At 70.6% G+C, this 16,484-nt stretch carries 16 protein-coding genes; 11 read left to right on the top strand and 5 right to left on the bottom strand.

What is annotated here, in order from left to right:
- Window positions 1-60: 60 nt before the first annotated feature.
- Window positions 61-1,377 (bottom strand): RNA polymerase subunit sigma-70, encoded by a 1,317-nt coding sequence (locus tag ABD235_RS27250; RefSeq protein ID WP_344179208.1) that lies wholly within the window; start codon window positions 1,375-1,377, stop codon window positions 61-63.
- 25 nt (window positions 1,378-1,402) lie between these two features.
- Entirely contained in the window at window positions 1,403-2,632 is a 1,230-nt protein-coding gene (locus ABD235_RS27245) for a winged helix DNA-binding domain-containing protein (RefSeq protein ID WP_344179205.1), read from the bottom strand.
- Window positions 2,633-2,720: 88 nt separating this feature from the next.
- Between ABD235_RS27245 and ABD235_RS27240 the strand changes: the two genes are divergently transcribed.
- From ABD235_RS27240 to ABD235_RS27220, 5 genes are all read left to right on the top strand, one after another.
- Window positions 2,721-2,909 (top strand): hypothetical protein, encoded by a 189-nt coding sequence (locus tag ABD235_RS27240; protein WP_344179203.1) that lies wholly within the window; start codon window positions 2,721-2,723, stop codon window positions 2,907-2,909.
- A 53-nt stretch (window positions 2,910-2,962) separates the two neighbouring features.
- Window positions 2,963-3,262 carry a twin-arginine translocase TatA/TatE family subunit gene (locus ABD235_RS27235; protein ID WP_344179199.1) on the top strand — a complete coding sequence of 100 codons (300 nt, stop codon included), beginning with the start codon at window positions 2,963-2,965 and terminating at the stop codon, window positions 3,260-3,262.
- 76 nt (window positions 3,263-3,338) lie between these two features.
- The gene (gene tatC, locus ABD235_RS27230; protein ID WP_344179196.1) at window positions 3,339-4,100 is read left to right on the top strand and encodes a twin-arginine translocase subunit TatC; all 762 of its coding nucleotides are present in this window, start codon (window positions 3,339-3,341) and stop codon (window positions 4,098-4,100) included.
- Window positions 4,100-4,972 (top strand): diacylglycerol/lipid kinase family protein, encoded by an 873-nt coding sequence (locus tag ABD235_RS27225; RefSeq protein ID WP_344179194.1) that lies wholly within the window; start codon window positions 4,100-4,102, stop codon window positions 4,970-4,972. The genes tatC and ABD235_RS27225 overlap by 1 nt, the downstream gene beginning before the upstream one ends.
- A 107-nt stretch (window positions 4,973-5,079) precedes the next feature.
- Window positions 5,080-5,937: a chitosanase gene (locus tag ABD235_RS27220; RefSeq protein ID WP_344179192.1), complete on the top strand. Its 858-nt coding sequence runs from the start codon at window positions 5,080-5,082 to the stop codon at window positions 5,935-5,937.
- 64 nt (window positions 5,938-6,001) lie between these two features.
- Here ABD235_RS27220 and ABD235_RS27215 read toward each other — a convergent pair whose 3' ends face one another.
- Entirely contained in the window at window positions 6,002-6,454 is a 453-nt protein-coding gene (locus tag ABD235_RS27215) for a MarR family winged helix-turn-helix transcriptional regulator (protein ID WP_344179191.1), read from the bottom strand.
- A 93-nt stretch (window positions 6,455-6,547) separates the two neighbouring features.
- On the opposite strand from ABD235_RS27215, the gene ABD235_RS27210 reads away from it, so the two are divergent.
- Window positions 6,548-7,426 (top strand): alpha/beta hydrolase, encoded by an 879-nt coding sequence (locus tag ABD235_RS27210; protein WP_344179189.1) that lies wholly within the window; start codon window positions 6,548-6,550, stop codon window positions 7,424-7,426.
- Window positions 7,427-7,481: 55 nt separating this feature from the next.
- Complete coding sequence (locus tag ABD235_RS27205) at window positions 7,482-10,337, top strand: DEAD/DEAH box helicase (protein WP_344179187.1); 2,856 nt, start codon at window positions 7,482-7,484, stop codon at window positions 10,335-10,337.
- Here ABD235_RS27205 and ABD235_RS27200 read toward each other — a convergent pair.
- The gene (locus tag ABD235_RS27200; protein ID WP_344179185.1) at window positions 10,334-11,602 is read right to left on the bottom strand and encodes a glycoside hydrolase domain-containing protein; all 1,269 of its coding nucleotides are present in this window, start codon (window positions 11,600-11,602) and stop codon (window positions 10,334-10,336) included. The genes ABD235_RS27205 and ABD235_RS27200 overlap by 4 nt on opposite strands.
- Window positions 11,603-11,702: 100 nt before the next feature.
- Here ABD235_RS27200 and ABD235_RS27195 point away from each other — a divergent pair, with 100 nt between their 5' ends.
- From ABD235_RS27195 to ABD235_RS27185, 3 genes are read left to right on the top strand one after another with little or no spacing between them, the layout of a single operon-like run.
- Window positions 11,703-12,176, top strand: coding sequence for a GyrI-like domain-containing protein (locus tag ABD235_RS27195; protein ID WP_344179184.1), 474 nt, complete (start codon window positions 11,703-11,705; stop codon window positions 12,174-12,176).
- A gap of 3 nt (window positions 12,177-12,179) precedes the next feature.
- Window positions 12,180-13,235 carry an ArsR/SmtB family transcription factor gene (locus ABD235_RS27190; RefSeq protein ID WP_344179183.1) on the top strand — a complete coding sequence of 352 codons (1,056 nt, stop codon included), beginning with the start codon at window positions 12,180-12,182 and terminating at the stop codon, window positions 13,233-13,235.
- A 54-nt stretch (window positions 13,236-13,289) separates the two neighbouring features.
- Window positions 13,290-14,525, top strand: a complete 1,236-nt coding sequence (locus ABD235_RS27185) for an MFS transporter (protein ID WP_344179181.1) — start codon at window positions 13,290-13,292, stop codon at window positions 14,523-14,525.
- On the opposite strand, the gene ABD235_RS27180 is transcribed toward ABD235_RS27185, so the two are convergent.
- Window positions 14,440-15,531 (bottom strand): FAD-dependent oxidoreductase, encoded by a 1,092-nt coding sequence (locus ABD235_RS27180; RefSeq protein WP_344179180.1) that lies wholly within the window; start codon window positions 15,529-15,531, stop codon window positions 14,440-14,442. The genes ABD235_RS27185 and ABD235_RS27180 overlap by 86 nt on opposite strands.
- Window positions 15,532-15,583: 52 nt before the next feature.
- On the opposite strand from ABD235_RS27180, the gene ABD235_RS27175 reads away from it, so the two are divergent.
- Complete coding sequence (locus ABD235_RS27175) at window positions 15,584-16,480, top strand: LysR family transcriptional regulator (RefSeq protein WP_344179179.1); 897 nt, start codon at window positions 15,584-15,586, stop codon at window positions 16,478-16,480.
- The last annotated feature ends 4 nt before the right edge of the window (window positions 16,481-16,484 follow it).

Raw genomic sequence — 16,484 nt, 5'->3', positions numbered from 1 at the left:
TCAGGGGCGCCGTGTGCGCCCGACACCCAGTACGACGCACCGGCCGGGAAAACTCATCGGTCACAGCGTCATCGGCAGTCCGAACGCCGCGAACAGGTGCGGTTCGAAGGTCGTGATCTGCGCGATCAGGCCGTCCTCGAAGCGGACGACGTCGAGCAGCTGGGCCCGGTACACGCTGGTGTCCGGGTGCTGGAGGTAGCCGGCGACGGCGAGCTGACCGTTGGCGCGGACCGGCAGGTGCCGCCAGCGACCGGCGTACCTCGGCGACGCCGGATCCAGGTTCGGCCGGACGAAGCCGAACAGGGCGTCGCTCGAGGTGAACCAGAACGGGTTCGGCGGCATGGTCAGGACGGCGTCGGCGCGGACCAGCTCGACCATCGCGTCGAGGTCGGCCGTCGCCGCCGCGTCCATGTAGCGCTGCAGAAGAGCCCGGTCCTCGGCGGTGGGCTCGGCGGCCGACCAGTCCTCGCGCCGTTGCGGCAGCGCTTCGCGGAGGGCCGCACGACCACGCTGTACGGCGCTGTTGGCCGACGCCAGGCTGGAGCCCAGCAGCTCCGCGGTCTCCTGCGCCGACCAGCGCGCGACGTCGCGCAGGATCACCGCGGCGCGCTGCCGCGGCGGCAGGTGCTGGATCGCGGTCAGGAAGACCAGCTCGAGGGTCTCGCTCGCGACCGCCTGCTCGTCCGGCGCGTGCCCGGGCGCCGGGCGCTCGGGCAGTTGGTCGTCGGGGAACGGCTGCAGCCACGCGATCTTCGGTGGCGGCGGGCCGTCGCCGGAGTCGATCCCGGGAATCGGCTCGTACGTCGTCGGCGCCCGGTTCACCTTGCGCAGGAAGTCGAGGCAGGCGTTGGTGGCGATCTTGTAGAGCCAGGCGCGCGGGTTGTCGAGGTCGCCGAGCTGGTCGGCCGCGTTCCAGGCGCGCAGGAAGGTCTCCTGGGTGAGGTCCTCGGCTTCGTCGTACGAGCCGAGCATCCGGTAGCAGTGCGCGCGCAGCTCGGCCCGGTGCTGCTCGATCAGCGCGGTGAACGCGTCCTCGCCGGGTTTCGTCACGGGCTCCGGCGTGACGATTTCCGCGGCGGGTTTCGTCACGGCGTCCGGCGTGACGTTTTCCTCGCGGGCCTGCCGGGCCACGCGCCGCAGCTGGGTGATGCGGGTCGACAGCACCTCGACGTCCGCGTGCAGCGCGGTCGCCGGGGCCGGCCGCAACCGGCGGGCCCGGTCGGCGATGTCGGAGATCAGTTCCTGCACTGGCAGGCCCGGCGACCGCCGTTCCCGGTAGGCGCGCTGGCGGCAGGCCTGCGAGCAGTACGACGCGGCGCGTCCCGGCCCACCGCTCCCGGCGATCGGCTTCCCGCAGACCTGACACGTTCCCGTCATGGGCTCACGCTAGGGCCACGGCGGATCAGCCCTGACTCAGGATCCTCTCCAGCGGGGTCCGGAACCGCGGCGTGATGCGGACACCGGCCAGCCAGGAGGTCCAGCGGGCGGCGTGGTCCTCGATGGCGGCCTGGGTCTCGCTGCCCACGTCTTCCAGCAGTTGGTAGCGGACCTCGCCGGACTCGGGTTGCCCCCAGGCGCCGACGATGCGGCCGTCGGCCCAGATGGTCGGGCCGATGTTGCCGGTGTTGTCGAACAGGCGGCTCTTGTGGTCGCCGACGTACCAGGCGCGGTCCTTCCAGCCCATGGAGGTGGGGTCCAGGGCGGGGAGGAAGGCGACCCACGGCTCCACGGCGACTTCGGGGGCCTCGTCGCCGGGGAGGACGTAGCCGGAGGCGCCGTGCAGGTCGACCTCCACGGCTTCCACGGCGACCAGGGCCTTGCGGGACTGGCCGAGGGTCCAGCCGGTCCACCACTGGAGGTCGGCCAGGGTGACCGGGCCGAAGGACTCCAGGTAGGCGCGGGCGAGCGCCGTACGGGCTTCGTCGGCGGACAGGTCGCCGGCCAGGCCGCCGGCGAGCCAGTCCTCCGCGGGTGACCACTGGTGTTGGCTGCTCAGCCAGGTGCCGAGAGGACGGCCGCGGACGATGCGGCCCTCCGCGGCGAGCTGGAAGAGCACGCGGCTGGTGACGTACGGCTGGGCCGCGTACGACTTGCCCGGCGCCATCGCCAAGCGGCTGCGCAGCCGCGGCTCGTCCTGGGCGAGCTCCTGCGCCGTCGCCGACCCGCGCAGGCTGAGCGCGGTCGCCGTCGACTCCTCGACGGCCCGCAACCACTGGCCGGCTGCCTCCGCGTCGCCGCCGATGCCGGCCTCGACCAGGTGTTTGACCAGCAGCTTGCGCTGCTTCACCGCGATGTCGTCACTGGCCGCGGCCTGGACGACCGGCGCGAACGAGGTCGGTACGACGAACACCGTCCGCCGCATCCCGAGCATCCGGATCAGCGTGCGGTCGTCGTACAGCGCACGCTCGGTGAGCGCGACGTCACTGCCCGGCACCCGGGCCGCGACCGACAGGTGCACCGTGGCCGGGTCGGTCGCGTGCAGCACGACCACCGAAGCGGCCGCCTGCACCGGATCCGCCGCCTGGCAGGACGTCGCCAGCCGGTGCCGGCGCCCCAGCCTGACCCGCCGTTCCTCGATCCCGAACCGCAGCACCACAGCCCCCTCGATCGCCGTCCCGCCCTTGCCGGACACCAATTCTTACCATCACGTTCCGACACCGTTGCCCGCGACGAACACCCATCCGCGTGGGCCGGGGCCCCGAACCGGATAAGGTCGGGACATGTACTGGTTCCTGCTCTTTCTCGCGGTGGTGGCGGTGTGGCTCGTGGTCCTCGCCCTGCTGGCGAAGAAGGTCTGGGGCCAGACCAAGGCGCTGACGCGTGAGTTGGTCGCCGCCCAGTCCAAGCTCGAGGCAGCACAGAGACCAGGTCCGGACAGGACTCCGGGGTCTGTAGGGCCTCGGGCGTAGTATCGGCCCAGTCTCACGTTGAGCCATCAGTTAGTCGTGAAAGGGAGATCCTCATGCCCCCGCTTCTCGGTATGCCCCAGGGCGCAGAGTGGCTCGTCATCCTCGCGATCGTCGTGCTGCTGTTCGGTTCGGCCAAGCTGCCGGCCCTGGTCAAGCAGCTCGGCCGGTCGAAGAAGATCTGGGAGGAAGAGGTCGGGCCCGGCAACAAGAAGAAGGACGCCGAGCTGACCGAGACCGCCCCGCCGCCGGCCCAGCCGGTGCAGCCGCCGGTCCAGCAGGCCCAGCCGCAGCAGAACCAGGCGAACGGTCAGGCCCCGGGCGACGGCCTGCCGCCGACGCACACGGCCAACTGATTCCCGCGCACCACCTGTGACGATGGTGAGGTTCGGACGGCGGAAAGAAGCACGTCCGAAGGACGAAGAGGGTCGGATGACCCTGCGCGAGCACATCGCCGAGCTGCGCAACCGCCTGCTCATCTCGGTGCTCGCGATCGTGGTGCTGACGATCGTCGGGTACGTCTTCTACGACCAGGCGCTGGACTTCCTGGTCAAGCCGTTCAACTCCGGCGTGGCCCAGCTGCTCGCCGACAGCAACGGTGGGAAGCGGCCCGAGCTCACGTTCAACAACGTGACCTCGCCGTTCACCTTCCAGATCAAGATCTCGCTGGTGTTCGGCCTGATCCTGGCCTCGCCGGTGTGGCTGTACGAGCTGTGGGCGTTCATCGCGCCCGGCCTGCACCGCTCCGAGCGGCGCTGGGCGTTCCTGTTCGCCGGGATCGCGACGCCGCTGTTCGTGGCCGGCCTGGCGGTGGCGTACTGGACGCTGCCGAAGGGCATCGAGATCCTGATCGGCTTCACCCCGGACTTCGCCCAGAACCTGATCACCCTGCCGGAGTACCTGGACTTCGTGCTGCGCACGATGCTGGTCTTCGGGATCGCGTTCCTGCTGCCGCTGGTGGTGGTGCTGCTGAACATCGTCGGGATCGTGCCGGCCAAGGCGCTGGCCAAGTTCCGGCCGTACATCATCCTGGCGATCTTCATCTTCGGCGCGGTCGCGACGCCGTCGGGTGACCCGTTCTCGCTGATGTTCCTGGCGCTGCCGATGTGCGCGCTGTTCTTCGGCGCCGAGATCATCGCCCGGATCCTCGACAGGCGGAAGGCCCGCAAGGCCGAAGCGCTCCTGGCCGACTGATGGCTCGCAAGATCGCGCTGGTGGTCAACCCCACCAGCGGCCGCGGCCTGGGTGCGCGGGTGGCTCCGGTCGTCCGGCAGCGGCTGGAGGCCGGCGGGCTGACCGTCGACCTGTACGAGACGACCTGCGCGGAGGACGTCGGCCGGATCTCGGCCGAGGTGGTCGCCTCGGGCGCGGACGGCGTCGCGCTCGTCGGCGGTGACGGCACGTTGCACCTCGGCGCGCAGGTGCTGGCCAAGTCCGGCATGCCGTTCGGCGTGATCCCGGCCGGCACCGGCAACGACTTCGCCCGCGGGATCGGCGTACCGCTGAAGGACCCGGTGGCCGCGGCCGACCTGATCGTGGCCGGCCGCACCCGGGACATCGACCTCGGCGTCGCCGCGGGGGAGTACATCACGACCGTCGTGGCCGGCGGCTTCGACTCCCTGGTGAACAAGCGCGCCAACGCGATGACCTGGCCGAAGGGCAACGCCCGCTACACGGTCGCGACGCTGGCCGAGCTGCGCACGTTCTCGCCGCTCTCGTACGTCGTGACGGTGGACGGCGAGCGGACCGAGACCGACGCGATGCTGGTCGCGGTCGGCACCGGCCCGACGTACGGCGGTGGCCTGCAGATCTGTTCCGGGGCCGTGATCGACGACGGGCTGCTCGACGTCACGATCATCAAGCCGGTGTCGCGGCTGACCCTGCTGCAGATGTTCCCGAAGCTGTCCAAGGGCACCCACCTCGGGCACCCGGCGGTGCACACGCTGCGCGGCCGGGAGATCCGGCTGGAGTCGCCGACGGTCACGGCGTACGGCGACGGCGAGGTGCTGGGCCCGCTGCCGCTCGACATCACGATCGCGCCGGGCGCGCTCACCGTGTACTCCTGAATCTATCGGTCACCGAAAGAATTCGCCCGATCTCTGGTCGTCACAGCGGTTGTCTGATAGGAAAGCTTCCTAACAGATACCTCTCGACGCCCCTCAGAGGAGAGATCGTGCTCAACCGCCCCAAGAAGCAGCTCACCGCCCTCCTGCTCGGCCTCGCCGTGGCCGCCGCCCCGGCCACGGCGTTCGCCTCGCCCTTCCAGCCCCAGTCGGCGATCAGCGGCCCGCAGTACCAGGACCGCGTGCACGCCCCGAGTGCCGTCGGGCTGGACGACCCGGCGAAGAAGGACATCGCGATGCAGATCGTGTCCAGCGCGGAGAACTCCTCGCTGGACTGGAAGGCGCAGTACAAGTACATCGAGGACATCGACGACGGCCGCGGCTACACGGCCGGCATCATCGGCTTCTGCTCCGGGACCGGCGACATGCTCGACCTGGTCGAGCTGTACACCCAGCGCAAGCCCGGCAACGTCCTGGCCAAGTACCTGCCCGCCCTGCGCGAGGTCGACGGCACCGACTCGCACGACGGTCTCGACCCGAACTTCACCAGGGACTGGAAGACGGCCGCGAACGACAGCGCCTTCAAGACCGCCCAGAACGACGAGCGCGACCGGGTCTACTTCAACCCGTCGGTCAACCAGGGCAAGGCCGACCGGGTCGGCGTACTCGGTCAGTTCATGTACTACGACGCGATCGTGATGCACGGCGACGGCGGCGACGCGACCAGCTTCCGCAACATCCGCAAGCGCGCGCTGACCAAGGCCAAGCCGCCGGCGCAGGGCGGCAACGAGACCACCTGGCTGAACGCCTTCCTCGACGCCCGGGTGTGGGCGATGAAGCAGGAGGAGGCGCACAGCGACACCAGCCGGGTCGACACCGCGCAGCGGGTGTTCCTGCGCAACGGCAACCTCAACCTCAACACCCCGCTCGACTGGAAGGTGTACGGCGACAGCTTCCACATCGGCTAAGCTCCGGTCCGACGAACAGCCTCCGCGCCGCGCACTGTCCCGGCGGCGCGGAGGCTTTCGCGCGCTATGCGGTGCGGTCGGTCCGCGGGTCCGACTCGGCACGCTGCCGCAGTGTCGACAGCGTGCCGGCCAGCTCTTCGAGTGCGTCGGCGGACAGGACCGCGCCGAGCCGGTGGCGGAGCTCGGCTTCGACCGTGGGGGTCGCCGCGGCGAGGATCGCCGCCCCGGCCGGGGTGATCTCGACCAGGGAGGACCGGCGGTCGTCGGGATTGGCCGTACGGCGGCAGCGGCCGGCCGCTTCGAGCCGGTCGACCGCCTTGCTGGTGGCGCCGACCGTGATGGCCATCTCCTGGGCCATGTCGTAGACCCTGGTCGTGGTCCGGCCGGCGATGAAGCGCAGGAACTCGAACTGGCCGAGCGGGAGGTCGTGCTCGGCCTTCAGTCGCGCGTCGAGCGCGTTGTAGAGCCGCGTCTCCAGCCGGACCAGGTCCGCGAACAGCGCCGTGAGCTGAGTCACAGAACGATCCTGATTCATGGGAATTAGATTCCTGGGAATGTAGTTGTGGAGACCATACCGCGGAATCACCGCGAGCAACCAGAGGGGTCCACGATGAGCCGGGCAGAACGTGAGTTGGCACGCGGAATGATGAGCAAGGGCGACCTGGGCCTGACGCCGGTCCAGCAGCGGGACTACTTCGACGAGCTGTTCGCCGATCGTCCGCTGGGGGACGACGTGACGCTGCGGCCCCGGACGCTCGGCGGCCGGCCCGCGCTGGACGTCCTGGTCGAAGGTGCCGACCGGGACGGCGTCATCCTCTACCTGCACGGTGGCGGGTACTCGATCGGCTCGGCGCGGACCGGGGCCAACCTCGCCGCGCCGCTGGCCCGTCGTACCGGTGTGCCGGCGGTGTCGCTGGACTACCGGCTGGCCCCGGAGGACCCGTTCCCGGCCGGGGTCGACGACGCCCTGGCGGCGTACGAGGAACTGCTGGCAGCGGGCCAGAAGGTCGTTGTCGCAGGCGATTCGGCCGGTGGTGGGCTCGCACTCGCGCTGCTCCTCGCCGCGCGCAGGGCCGGGCTGCCGCTGCCCGTGGGGGCTGTCCTCTACTCGCCCTGGACGGATGCCTCGCTGAGCGGCGGCAGCATGGACTCACGCGGTGAGCTCGACCCGCTGTTCACCCGCGCGCACATGCAGGAGTCCGCCGACTGGTACGTCGGTGGCGGTGACCCGCGCGACGAGCTGGCCAGCCCGCTCTTCGCGGACCTGACCGGCCTGCCGCCGCTGCTGATCCAGGTCGGGTCCGCCGAGGTCCTGCTGGACGACTCGCTGCGGCTGGCCGTCCACGCCGCCGAGAGCGAGGTCGACGTCAGCCTGGACGTGGTCGCCGGAGCGCCGCACGTGTTCCAGTACTTCACCGGCCTGATGAGCGAGGCCGACGAGGCGCTGGAGCGGGCCGCCGCGTTCGTCACCCGCCGACTCGCTGACTGACCGCCGGTCGGGGAGGCGCGTGGTTCTGGGGGTGGCTTCGCATAGATTGGAGCCCATGAGCACTCCGTCCGAGAAGTACGCCAGTTTCCGCTCGGACCAGGAGCACCCGGCCGTGAAGGAGTTCCGGTCGCTCTACGACTTCCGGCTGGACGAGTTCCAGCTGCGCGCCTGCGCCGCCCTCGAGGACGGGCACCAGGTGCTGGTCGCGGCGCCGACCGGGTCCGGCAAGACGCTGGTCGGCGAGTTCGCCGTGCACCTGGCGCTGCAGCGCGGGCAGAAGTGCTTCTACACCACCCCGATCAAGGCCCTCAGCAACCAGAAGTACGCCGACCTGGTCCGCCGCTACGGCCAGGACAACGTCGGCCTGCTGACCGGCGACAACTCGATCAACTCCGAGGCCCCGATCGTCGTGATGACGACCGAGGTGCTGCGCAACATGCTGTACGCCGGGTCGCACACCCTGCTCGGCCTGTCGTACGTCGTGATGGACGAGGTGCACTACCTGGCCGACCGGTCCCGCGGCGCGGTCTGGGAGGAAGTGATCATCCACCTGCCGGACTCGGTCGCGGTGGTCTCGCTGTCGGCGACGGTGAGCAACGCCGAGGAGTTCGGCGACTGGCTGGAGACGGTCCGCGGCAACACCGTCGTGGTGCTGGAGGAGAAGCGGCCGGTCCCGCTGTTCCAGCACGTGATGGTCGGCAAGCGGCTGCACGACCTGTTCGCGGGGGAGACGCCGACCGCCGGCGCGGCGCAGGCGCAGTTCGGGCCGTCGGCGGGGCGGCCGTCGAAGTCGGGCAACCCCGCGAAGGCCGCGGCCAAGGGCAACGCGCCGGACCTGCGCGACCTGGTCAACCCGCAGCTGGTCCGGATCGCCCGCGACGACAACCGGATCTTCCGCGACGACTCGCGCAAGCCGCGGCGCCGCCGGGACCTGCCGAAGAGCCGGCCGGCCAAGACGCACTTCACGCCGTACCGGTCGGACGTGGTGGAGGAGCTGGATGCGGGCGCGCTGCTGCCGGCGATCTACTTCATCTTCTCCCGCAAGGGCTGCGAGGACGCGATGCTGCAGTGCCTGCGGTCCGGGCTGCGGCTGACCAAGCCGAGCGAGCGCGACGAGATCAAGCGGGTGCTGGCCGAGCGGACCGTCGACCTGCCCGACGAGGACCTCGGCGTGCTCGGGTACCACGACTTCGCCGAGGCGCTCAGCCGCGGTATCGCGGCGCACCACGCGGGCATGCTGGCGGCGTTCAAGGAGGTCGTCGAGGAGCTGTTCGCCCGCGGCCTGATCAAGGTCGTGTTCGCCACCGAGACGCTTGCCCTGGGCATCAACATGCCGGCCCGCACGGTGGTGCTGGAGAAGCTCAGCAAGTGGAACGGCGAGGCGCACGTCGACATCACCCCCGGCGAGTACACGCAGCTGACCGGCCGGGCCGGGCGGCGCGGGATCGACGTCGAGGGGCACGCGGTCGTGCTCTGGCAGCCGGGCTTCGACCCGCGGGCCGTCGCGGGCCTGGCGTCGACGCGTACGTATCCGCTGCGGTCGTCGTTCTCCCCGTCGTACAACATGGCGGTGAACCTGGTCCGCCAGGTCGGGCGGTCGCGGGCGCGGGACATGCTGGAGCTGTCGTTCGCGCAGTTCCAGTCCGACCAGGCCGTGGTCGGGCTGGCCCGGCAGGTGCAGCGCAACACCGAGGCCCTGGAGGGGTACAAGGAGTCCATCGACTGCCATCTCGGCGACTTCCTCGAGTACGCCGACCTGCGGCGCCGGATCGGTGAGCGCGAGTCGTCGGGGTCGAAGCGGCGCAAGCTCGACCGCCGGGTCGAGGCGCAGGAGTCGATCGAGAAGCTGCGGATGGGCGACATCATCCGGATCCCGGCCGGCCGGAGCGCGGGCTGGGCGCTGGTGATCGATCCGGGGATGCGCTCGGAGCGCGAAGGGCCGCGGCCGACCGTGCTGACGCTCGACCGGCAGGTGCGCAAGCTGTCGATGGTCGACTTCCCGACACCGGTCGAGTCGATCGGGTCGCTGCGGGTGCCGAAGAAGTTCAACGCGCGCAACCCGCAGCAGCGCCGCGAGCTCGCGCAGGTGCTGCGGAACCGGACCGACATGCATGGCGAGGAAGGCCCGCCGTCGTACCGGAGCAGGGCCGGCGACGTGATCACCCACGCCGACGACCCGGAGTTGCAGGAGATGCGGGCGCAGCTACGCGCGCACCCGTGCCACGGCTGCTCCGACCGGGAGGACCACGCCCGCTGGGCCGAGCGCTACTTCCGGCTGGACCGGGAGAACCGCGAGGTCCAGCGCAAGATCGAGCAGCGGACGAACACGATCGCCCGCCAGTTCGACCGGGTCTGCCAGGTGCTCGACGCGCTGCACTACCTCGACGGCGACAAGACCACCGAGGCCGGCGACCGGCTGTCGCGGATCTACGCCGAGCTCGACCTGGTCGCGGCCGAGTGCCTGCGCCAGGGCGTGTTCGACGACCTGGACGTGCCGCAGCTCGCGTCGGCGCTGGCCGCGCTGGTGTACGAGTCGCGTTCCAAGGACGAGCCGACGTCGCCGCGGCTGCCGCGGGGCGAGGTGCGGGACGCGCTGGAGAAGATGGGCGTCATTTGGCGCGACCTGTCCGCGCTGGAGCGGGACATGCGGGTCGACTTCCTGCGCTCGATGGATCTCGGGTTCTGCTGGGCGGCGTACCGGTGGGCCTCGGGAGCGTCGCTGGCCGAGGTCCTGTACGAGTCGGACCTGGCCGCGGGTGACTTCGTGCGCTGGGTGAAGCAGTTGATCGACCTGACCGAGCAGGTCGCCGACGCGGCCGGCCCGACGCCGCTGCGCGCGACAGCGCGTGCGGTGACGGACCAGATCCGTCGCGGTGTGATCTCCTACGCCTCGGTCGTCGACGAGCCCTAACAGCGCCTGATGGGCGCGGAGTACGTCGTGTTGCTGGCGGTGGCTACGTAGTAGTCGGTGACGTAGCTGCCGTCGGTGAGCCGGTCCCACACCGCCGTCGTACCGACTTTGCTGCCGGCGCGCTGGCAGGTGACCCAGGCGAGCGAGCCGCTGGGCAGGGTGCCGACCACGCCGTACGACGTACCGGGCCCGCTGCGTCGGCTGAGCGACGTGGTCGTCTGGTACGGATGGGTGCAGCCGGGGACCGGGTACGAGTAGGTCATGTTCGACGGGGTGTTGACGTAGTAGTCGGTGACGTAGGCGCCTGAGGTCAGCTTGTTCCAGACCGTCGTGGTGCCGACCTTGGTGCCGTAGGTCTGGCAGACGACCCGCAGCGCCGCGCCCGCGCCGTACGTCGCGACGACCGGGTGGCTGGTGGACGGGCCGCTGCGGGCGCTCAGGGCGGTCGTTGTCGAGTAGGCGAAGCCGACCGAGGCGACCGGTGCGTCGAAGCGGTCGGCGTCGATGTTCAGCGTGACGCCGCCCCACGTCTCGTTGTGGTCACCCCAGTACTGCTTGGCGCGCTGGCCGGAAGCCCAATAGCTGTTGGAGATCAGCGGCCAGCCGGTCAGAGCTGTCTTCTTGTCCCAGCGTGCGATCCACAACGCGTCGGGCCGGGCGTACGCCGTGCTGTTGTAGACCTCCGCCAAGTGCCGCGCGCCGCTGTCCTGATGCGCGTACACCGCCGACAGGTAGCCGTGCCGGTGCAGCTCCTTCGTCCACGCCGACAGGTAACTCAGGACGGCGGCCCGGCAGGTGGCGTTGCCCAGGTCGTAGTGCTCCATGTCGCCGTAGATCGCACTCCCGCCGACCAGTCCGAGCGCCCTTGCCTTAGTCACCGCGTCCGCCGCGGACCCGCGAGCCTGCGTGGCGGCCGTTGCCGTCGACGACGACATCTTCAACGCCGTCGTCCGGTGCGTGCAGGTCGCCTGCCAGCCGAGGTAGATCGGGATCAACCGCCAGCCCTGCTTGGTCACCGTGCTCACCCAGGCCGCCGTCAGCTGCGGCTGCGCACAGCTCCGGTTGCCGCCGCCGATGTAGATCCCCACCGCCTGGTACGGCGACGAGGCCTTCCACGCTGCCATCTGCGCCACCGTCGGCGCCGTACAGGTGTCGAACGCCCACCCGTTCACCCGCGTCGACGTCGCGCCGGCCGGATAAGCCACCCCAGTAGCCGGCTCAGCTGCCGCCGTACCGGCTGTCCCCGCCACCAGTGCCCCCGCCACCACCCACACCTTGAGCCGCCACACGTTCAACCCCTCCCACCTGCAGTACACGCCTGAAACCTCCAGACAGCAATGCCTTCGGTGGGGCAGGATGTGGAGCATGCCGGAGATCGTGGAGCGTAGTGAGCAGCCGTACGTCGCCCTCAGGGCCAAGGTGCGGATGGACGAGATCGCGACCTTCGCCCGGCGGGGCGGAGAGGTGTTCGGATGGCTGGCCGCGCGCGGCATCACGCCGGTCGGCGACCTGTTCTTCAAGTACGACGTGGTCGACATGGAGAACGGGCTGGTGATCGAGATCGGCATCCCGGTCGAGGAGCGGCACACCGGGGAGGGCGAGATCGTCACCGGAGTGCTCCCGGCCGGGCAGTACGTCAGTCACACGCACCACGGCCACCCGGACGGCCTCTACCAGGCGACGGGTGACCTGCTGGCCTGGGCCGAGAAGGAGGGGCTGGAGTGGGACGCCGACGGTGACCGCTGGGGCGCCCGCCTCGAGGTCTACAAGTCGGACCCGATGGAGGTCCCGGACATGGACCAGTGGGAGACCGAGCTGCTCTTCCGCCTGCGAGGCTAAGGGGTGCCGACTGTTCTGGCCGGCCTCACCAAGCTGGACCCGGACCGCATCAGGCACGTCGCCTCACCGCTGATCGAGCTCGGCTGCGCCCTGCACGTCCTGGCTGAGCCGCGTCACCACGACCGCACGGAGTGGGCCGAGGGCACCCAACTCAGCAAGCCCCTGCGCAAGGAGCTGGCCGCCTGGACCTGGACGGTCCGCGCTGTCCGCGCCCGCTTCTTCGCCACCAGCTCCGCGACCGGTCTGCCCACCTGGCAGGACGAGCTGGACGCACTGCGAGCCCGTACGCCGGAAGACCTGGCCGCTGAGCTGGTCCGCCCGCTTCGAGGCCGTCCGCTCAGCTCCCGCACCACCGACACCGACTCCGTGCGCCGGTGGGCCCGCAGCCGCGGCCGGGCGGTCGAGGCGCTGGTGGAGTCGTTGCTGACGGACCCGGCCGAGCCGGTGCAGCGTTTCCTGGCTCTGCTCGACTCCTGCTGGCACGAGTGGTTCGGCGAGCTCTGGACCGAGTCACGCGACCAGCTGGCCGCCCGCGGCCGGCAGGACCGGGACCTGGCCGCCCGGGACGGTGTGGCGGCCATGCTCCGTTCGCTGGACGGTGCCGTGCACCCGCGGGACAAGGACAGCGTCGTCGTCCAGAAGGTGCAGAACAAGCGGATCGATCTGGCCAGTCGCTCGCTGCTGCTGGTGCCGAGCAACTACATCGCCCCGCACGTCTTCCTCGGCGAGGTGCCCGGCGAGCCCTTGACCGTCATCTACCCAGCAGCAGCCAGGCGGACCGGCGTACCGGCTGCTCAGGTTGTCCGGGCCAGGCTGGAAGCGCTGGCCGCGCCGGACCGGCTGCAGATCTGCCGGGCGGTCGCCAGCGAGCCGCGCACCGCCGGAGAGATCGCAGCACTCTGGGGACTCAACTCCACCCAGGTGACTCGGCACCTGCGAGCCCTGACCCGAGCAGGCCTGGTCACCGCCGAGCGGCAGGGCAGGTTCGTCGCGTACCGGCTGGACGAACAGGTGATGCGTGCCCTCGGCACAGATCTGCTCGACCTCGTGATGCGTTGACGGATCCCGTCAATCCAACCGCCTGCTGACGGCCGGAGCTGTTGGCTGGCTGCTATGACTGCTTCCCTCCCGCCCGAGGTCCGCCGGCTGGTGATCGCCACGCTGGTCAACACCTTCGGCAACGGCGTGTACGCCGCCGTCGGCGCGCTCTACCTGACCCGCGCCGCCGGTCTGTCCGTCCACGAGGTCGGCCTCGGCCTGACCATCGCCGGGCTGGTCGGCCTGGTCGCCAGTACGCCGCTGGGCGTCGTCGCCGATCGCCTCGGACCCAACCGCGCGTACGTCGGCTTCCTGCTGCTGCAGGCCGTGACGATGACCGCGCTCACCCAGGTCCGGTCGTTCGGCCTGTTCGTCGCCGTCGTCGGGGTCACGGCGATCGCCGACTCGGGTCAGCGCGGCGCCAAGGGTGCGCTGATCGCCGGACTGGTCCCGTCCGACCAGCGGGTCCGGACCCGGGCGCTGCTGCGGGTCACCACCAACATCGGCATGGGCATCGGGATGGCGCTGGCCGGGATCGTGCTGGCGGTCGACCAGCGCGAGGTGTACGTGATCGCGTTGCTGGCCAACGCCGCGACCTACGTGGTGACGGCTGGCCTCGTGCAGTGGGGGATGACCCGGGTCGCGCCGGTGCCTTCTGCGGACGGACCGTCGGCCCTGACCGCGCTGAAGGACCGCCCGTTCCTGGCGTTCGTCGCGCTGGACGGCCTGCTCAGCATGCACAACGCGATGGCGCAGGTTGCGATCCCGCTCTGGGTGGCGACGGCGACGGACGCTCCGACCTGGGTGATCTCGGTGCTGCTGGTGGTCAACGCGGCGTCGGTGATCCTGCTGCAGCTCCGGGTCGCTCGTGGGACCGAGCAATTGGCCGGTGCTGCGCGGGCTGGTCGCCGGGCAGGCGTCCTGCTCGCGCTGGCTTGTGGAGTACTGGCCATCACTGACTTCACTGCGGGCTGGGTGACGATCGCCCTGCTGATCGTGGCCGCGCTGGTGCACGTGCTGGGGGAGATGCTGCAGTCGGCGGGCGGCTGGGGGATCAGCTTCGAGCTGGCGCCGCCGGGTGGGCAGGGCCAGTACCAGGGGGCTTATGCGATGGGCACGCAGGTCGGCGACCTGGTCGCGCCGGTGGTGCTGACTGTTGTCGCCGTCAGCTGGGGCTGGCCCGGATGGTTGCTCACAGCCACTATCTTCCTGCTGGCCGGCGCTTTCATTCCTGTGGCGGTCCGGAGGCACCGGCAGCTACTCGTACCTGCTGAGGATGCAGCAGGTCCCGCAGCTCTCGGGCTGCGGTGAAGCCGGCGCGGTTGCCACCGATGGTGCTTGCCGACGGCCCGTAGCCGACCAGGTGGACGCGGGCATCGAGCACGGTGTGCGTGCCGTCCATGCGGATTCCGCCGGACGGTTCGCGCAGGTGCAGCGGTGCCAGGTGCGCGAGGTCGGCCCGGAAGCCGGTCGCCCACAGGATCGCGTCGACCTTCTCCTCCCGCCCGTCGGCCCACACAACCCCGCCTTCAGTGACCCGCGAGAACATCGGCAGCCGCGTGTAGACGCCCCGCTCGTACGCCGCCTGCTCCTGCCGCCGCAGCTGCAGCCCGGTCACGCTCACCACGCTCTTCGGCGGCAGGCCGGCCCGAACCCGCTCCTCGACCTTCGCGATGATCTTCCGCCCGAGCTCCGGCCCGAACTCCTCGTCGGTCCGCCACACCGGCTCCCGCCGCGTCACCCAGGTCGTCGACGCGACCTCGGAGATCTCGGCCAGCAGCTGGACGGCGGACGCGCCGCCGCCGACGACCAGCACGTGCTGCCCGGCGAACTCCTCGGCGCCGTGGTAGTCCGCGGTGTGCAGCTGCCGTCCCTGGAAGGACTCGATCCCCGGGTACCACGGGATGAACGGCCGGTTCCAGGTTCCGGTCGCGTTGACGATCGCGTCCGCCGAATACAGGCCTCGAGAGGTGCTCAGCGAGAACCGCCCGTCGACCGCCCGCACGCTCTCCACGATCACCGGCCGCACCACCGGCAGCGCGAAACGCTGCTCGTAGTCGGCGTAGTAGCGCGGCACGAAGACGTTCGCCCGCTCGGCGCCGATCGCCGGCGGCACGTCCGCGCCGGGCAGGTTCGCGATCCCGTGCACGTCGTCCATGGTCAGCGAGTCCCAGCGGTGCTGCCAGGCGCCGCCAGGGGCGTCGTTGCGGTCCAGGACCACCACTTCGTCGTACGGCGTGAAGCCCATCCGGACCAGGTGGTACGCCGCCGACAGCCCGGCCTGACCGGCCCCGATCACCACGACTTGGGTATCCACAACCAGCACAACGCCCCCGCCATCGTGGTCCTTCCCGGATAACCTCAAGGGCATGGACCTCACCGCGGCCTACGGCTACCGGCTGGACTGGGTCGTCAGCTTCGTGGCCGTCGCCCGGTACGGCGGGTTCTCGGCGGCCGCGAAGGCGGTGTTCCGCGGGCAGTCGCGGATCAGCGAGCACGTCGCCGAGCTGGAGAAGGCGCTCGGCGTGCAGCTGTTCGACCGGTCGGCGCACCCGGTCGCGCTGACGCCCGAGGGTCGCGCGTTGCTGCCCGCGGCCGAGGAGATCCTGCACCGGCTCGGCGAGCTGGCGACCGTGCGGGGGCAGGTCCGGTTCGGGACGTACCCGAGCGCGGCCGCCTGGCTGTTCCCGCAGGTCGCCGTACGGGTGAAGGAGGTCCGCCTGCTGCTCGTCGAGGGTCCGAGCATCGAGCTGGAACGCGCACTCGTGCACGGCGAGATCGACCTGGCGATCCGGCCTGTCCACCCGCTCGTCGCGTCGGAGACCTTGGAGCACCGGGTGCTGTGGCGTGAGCCGCTCGTCGCCGTGTTCGCCGCCAGCCACCCGCTGGCCGCGCAACCGTCCGTCGGTCTCGCGGATCTGGCCGCGCTGCCGCTGATCTCCATCGGCGAGGCTTCGGGCGGGCGTCAGTTCGAGTCCCACCTGGCCTTCGCGTCCGCCGGGTTGAGCCCGGCCAGCGTCTACCGCACGAACCAGCCGCAGACCCTGCTGTCGCTGGTCCGCCACGGCCTTGGAACCGGCGTCACGAACGCGCTGGCCGTGACTACCGCCAACCTGGACGGCGTACGCCTGGTCCCGATCCACGACGCGGGCGTCGAACGTCAGGTCGCGCTGTTCCTGCATCGCGACCGGCCCCGGACTCCGGCGCTGACCGCGGTGATCGACACGGTCACCGCCATCGATCCGCCGGCCTTGGGTGTCCTGTAGTTCT

The organism is Kribbella lupini, assembly GCF_039529595.1.
Taxonomy (GTDB): Bacteria; Actinomycetota; Actinomycetes; order Propionibacteriales; family Kribbellaceae; genus Kribbella; species Kribbella lupini.
This window is presented reverse-complemented; position numbering and strand designations above follow the sequence as displayed.